The 4279-nt window shown below is 59.3% G+C and carries 4 protein-coding genes and 1 tRNA gene; 1 reads left to right on the top strand and 4 read right to left on the bottom strand.

What is annotated here, in order from left to right:
- The first annotated feature begins 67 nt into the window (after positions 1 to 67).
- Positions 68 to 155, top strand: a tRNA-Ser gene (locus ACXRVY_RS18755).
- Positions 156 to 484: 329 nt separating this feature from the next.
- Here the strand turns inward: ACXRVY_RS18755 and ACXRVY_RS18750 are convergent.
- The 4 genes from ACXRVY_RS18750 to ACXRVY_RS18735 all read right to left on the bottom strand — a co-directional run.
- Positions 485 to 943, bottom strand: a complete 459-nt coding sequence (locus tag ACXRVY_RS18750) for a hypothetical protein (protein WP_457266268.1) — start codon at positions 941 to 943, stop codon at positions 485 to 487.
- An 83-nt stretch (positions 944 to 1026) separates the two neighbouring features.
- A complete protein-coding gene (locus ACXRVY_RS18745) occupies positions 1027 to 2664 on the bottom strand; it encodes a phytoene desaturase family protein (protein WP_458237960.1) in 1638 nt (545 codons plus the stop codon).
- 21 nt (positions 2665 to 2685) lie between these two features.
- On the bottom strand, positions 2686 to 3057 hold the full coding sequence (gene fdxA, locus ACXRVY_RS18740) for a ferredoxin FdxA (RefSeq protein WP_458237959.1): 372 nt from the start codon (positions 3055 to 3057) through the stop codon (positions 2686 to 2688).
- A gap of 42 nt (positions 3058 to 3099) precedes the next feature.
- Positions 3100 to 4279 (bottom strand): phytoene desaturase family protein (locus ACXRVY_RS18735; protein ID WP_458237958.1); only part of this gene is annotated, 1180 nt, incomplete at its 5' end.

Below are 4279 nucleotides of genomic sequence, written 5' to 3'. Positions count from 1 at the left end.
GTAACAAGCTACGCAGAGAGTTTGACAGTGTGTTTCATTCAGGTATTATGGCGCCCGCAACGCAAACGGAGGTGTGGCCGAGTGGTTTAAGGCAACGGTCTTGAAAACCGTCGACTGTAACAGGTCCATGAGTTCGAATCCCATCGCCTCCGCCATCTTTATACGACAAAGCCCTGATTATTCAGGGCTTTGTCGTTTCTTGCTTTTGGAAAAACCTGCCAGCCCACACTTCAGCCCTCACCCTGGGTGGAGTCTTGCTTTTCGACCAGCGGCTAGTTTTTCGAATGGTCTCTTGTCCCTGTAATTCTGAAGCACCGACTAAGGAACTGATGCTCTCGGAAAAATTCCCGAAAGCGAAGAGGACTGATCGTGGCCGACCTTATGCGTCGACTCAATTCAATTTGTTCGTCTTCACTAAGCACGATGTCCTGAGAGTTCATGTGATCACTCCAGGCACTGACTGACCACAGAAGCATGGCTCAGGCTAGAAATTCATTTCCGAGACAGGACACCAGGCAAGGGAATCCCACACTTGCACCAGGCCAAACAGATGCACCAGCCCATAGACCAGGCAGACCGCCGAGCTGATCACGATGAAGCGAATACTACGCCCAGTGCCTGCCAGCGCGAACGGTCCCAACAGGCCGCGCAGCAGGTAGACCAAGGTGATTGCGCACAATGCCGGGCGCAGCAGGGGCAAGGGATCGATCACCCCGGCACCGGACAGTGCATACGCCGCCCATGCGGCGAGCACCAGGGCAATCCCCGTCGTGACCACCGCGGGAAACCGGCGACCGGCCTGGGCCGCACGCACAAAGCGGTCGCCAGCGCCAAACAAGCGATACCAGGAAGGCCCTCCCATGATCACCCCGACATGCATCAGGGCCGCCAGCAGGCTGAGCCCGGCGCCGATCACCAGCGCCATGTTGTATTCGTTTGCCATTCCATCGCTCCTTGATGCAAATGCGCCACGGTGCGCCCCATAGACGTCGTGGCGTGTCGGCAGGGCCCGCCTTGACCACGTACTCAGCTGGTTGCCGCTTCGGCGCGGGTGCCGACGTCCATCACCTGGTAGCGCACGTGACGACCGCAGACCGCAGCGGCCGCTTCCACCCCGCCAGTCATGGCGCCAAAAATACCATGCCCGGTACGGGTCGATGCGCCGCACAGGTACAGGTTGCGGATTTCAGTTTTGGCCCCTGGCCTGTTGTGCAGGAAGTACTCCGGGGTAAAGGCCAGACCGTAGGACGTGCCCCCTTCGGAGCCGATAAAGCGCGTCACTGAAAAAGGGGTCGAGACTTCCTGATACACGATGTGGYCCGACATTCCCGGAATCACCCGTTCAGCCAGGGCAATCAGCTGGCGGGCGTACCACTCTTTCTTCTCCAGGTACACAGGGTTGCTCCGGTAGCTACCATCCGTCAGTTCGGCCTGGGTCACGCCCCAGCTTTGCGGGGTGGAAGGCACCGCCGACATAAGCTGCAGGTTATAGATGCCTGGCGGGGCGATGGCCGGGTTATCCGGGTCTTTCATCGTTGCGTTACCGATGAACAGATGGGGCTCCTCGGGAAACTCTCCGGCGAACACCTCGCGGTAGGCCTTCTCATAATCGCAGCCAGGGTAGATGCGGTAGTTGGTGTTCTTCAGACCCATGGCCTTGAGGTCCATGTCGATGCCGAGATAGACCACGCCCATGGCCGGTGACATCTCGAACTGTTCGGCACGACGCACGGTCTGTGGCTTGAGGTGTTCACGGCCAATCAGGCCAAGCAGGGCCTGCTTGATATCGGCGTTGCAGATCACCGCGTCCGCCTTGACCACCCGCTTGCCCAAGTGCTTGTTGCTGAACTCGACGCCCACGGCATGACCGTTCTCGATCAGGATACGTTCGACCTTGGATCGCAGGAGGATCTTGCCGCCCTTGCGCTCGACCACCTCGCCCAACTTGTCGGAGAACATCTGGCCGCCACCCGAGGGGTAATAGGAACCCTGCAGGAAGTGGTTGACCACCGCGGCATGGCCAGCCATGGTCGCGCGGCYCGGCGGCTGGTGATAGACCCCCAGCTGCCCGGTCAGGATGGCCCGAAGGCGTTGATTCTGCGTACAGGTGTCGAGGAACTGCGCCACCGTCGATTTGGCATGCCGCATCAGCATCCAAGAGCGTGGCAGCACCCACAGCGCGGTCAGCGGCCGCGAGTGGATGCCCATGAAATCCCAGACCTGCTGCAGCATCTTGAAGTAGCGGTTGATTCCCGCTCGCTCCTTGGGAAACGCCTCCAGCAGCTTCTCGCGAAAGCGTTCATAGCCACGGGGAACCGCGAACTGGAAGTCGGGAAAACACAGGGTTTCGAACCCCTCCGGGTCCTGCTCGATAAATTTGATTTCACCATCATTGATACCTGCACCCCGCAAAATCCGCGGAATCAGACCGTGTTTGCCACAGTCACCGATGTAGTGCAGGCCGACGTCGAACTCATAGTCGTTGCCCTTGCGGTGGAACACCGTGGCACAGCCGCCCATTTCATAGTGCATGTCGAGCACCAGTACCTGCTTGCCGCGATTGGCCAGGGTCGCGGCAGCCGTCAGGCCACCGATGCCGGCGCCAACCACGATCACGTCAAAGGTGTCGCTTTCGAGGGTCTTGAATCGATCAAAACTTTGCATGGATAAGGTTCCAGTCGCGCATCAGGCATGGGCCAGGTGGTGGTCGCGGGTCGGATCGACCGCCTCGGCCTCACGTATCAGGTGGGGCAGCTTGTTCGGCTTGCGGCTCCAGTGTTCATGGTTCGCCAATGGCGGAATCCGCTGCAGGATCACCGGCCAGTGCTTGACCAGCTCGGCGTTGAGTTCGATGAAATGCCGGTTGCTGTCATCGAGCTGGTTCTCCGGCTGAATCGCTTCCTCCGGACACTCGGGCAGACACAGGCCACAGTCGACGCACTCCTGAGGGTTGATGGCGATAAAGTTGGGCCCCAGGTGGAAAGCATCCGCGGGGCAGATATCGACGCAGCTGGTGTGGYGGCATTGAATGCAGTTGTCAGTCACTACGTAGGTCATGGTGCGTCTCGTAAAAATCTGGTTTGACGGGAAAGTCGCCACTCAGAAGTAGCGGTCGACCAACAAACGCGCCGACAACATCGTCCCGATGAAACCTGCGCCCGGGAATGTCCAGGCCCCGACCTGGTACAGCCCCTTGACCGGGTATTTCTGCGGGAAACGGTTGAACAGGCCGGATTGTCGGGTGTTCTGCTCGAAGCCGTAGATCGCGCCCTCCGGGTTATGGGTGAACTTGGTCATGGTGCGTGGCGAGCCGCTCTCGCAGACCTCTATGTGCCGACTCAGGCCTGGAATGACTCGTTCGGCGTTGGCGATCAGCAGCTCGGTGAGTTCAAGCTTCTTGCGCCTGTAGTCGAGTTTGCCCAGCGAGTGCCACTCGCTGGCGCCCGTCAGCGTGAACAGGCCCAGGCTGGACTTTCCGGCCGGTACCATCGACGCATCGACGTTGGAGAAGTAGTTGATCGACCAACTGGTGTTGTCGCCATGCAGCTCCCCGGCCTGGATATGCTCGAACTGTTCGCGCTGGGTTTTCTGCGGGGCGAAGAAGTGGATGTACTCCTCGGGGCCCACTCCCAACTCGCTCAGCGGGCAATCGAGCCCCAGGTAGACTTGAAACCCGGACACCGACAACTTGAGCCGGCGCAGTCGCGAGCGGTACCTGGCGTCGAAATGCTGCTCGCCAGCCAGTGCCACGACCGCATGGGGCGAAATATTGGCCACAACATTGCGCGCCTTGACCCTGCCCGACTTGCGCGTTACCACGCCGCCGATTCGCCCGCGTTCAATCACGATCTGGTTGACCGCTGACTCCAGCTCGACCCGGCCGCCATGTTGCTCGATCACTTCGACCAGGGCATTGGACAATGCCTGGGAGCCGCCCTTGATCGAATAGCCGCCGTTCTCCAGATAGTCGATAAAGGGATAGGAAAAGTACCCGAACGCCAGGTCCTTGGCCGGTAGACCGTAGTAGCTCCATTGCGCCGACAGCACTTCCTTCAAGCGTTCGTTGGAGGTGAAACGCGAGAAGTAGTGATCCACCGTTTCATGGCCATACTTGAGCACCCGCGGATAGATCATGGGCGTGGCCACCAACCTCATCCAGAAAGGTTTGCGCGAATACAGAAAGCCGCACAGGTCCTTGTAGTTGCGCTGAGACTCGGCAAACAGGCGATTGATGTTGTCGACTTCCTCTGGAAAGAAACGGAACAACTCGCGCTTGTAA

Source organism: Pseudomonas sp. P5_A2_2, assembly GCF_054177685.1.
The sequence above is the reverse complement of the archived record's forward strand: the minus strand, read 5'-3'. Positions and strand labels throughout refer to the sequence as shown.

What these genes read in the sequence shown, in the direction of transcription:
- ACXRVY_RS18750 (WP_457266268.1), bottom strand. Translation starts at nt 943, where the DNA reads ATGGCAAACGAATACAACATGGCGCTGGTGATCGGCGCCGGGCTCAGC.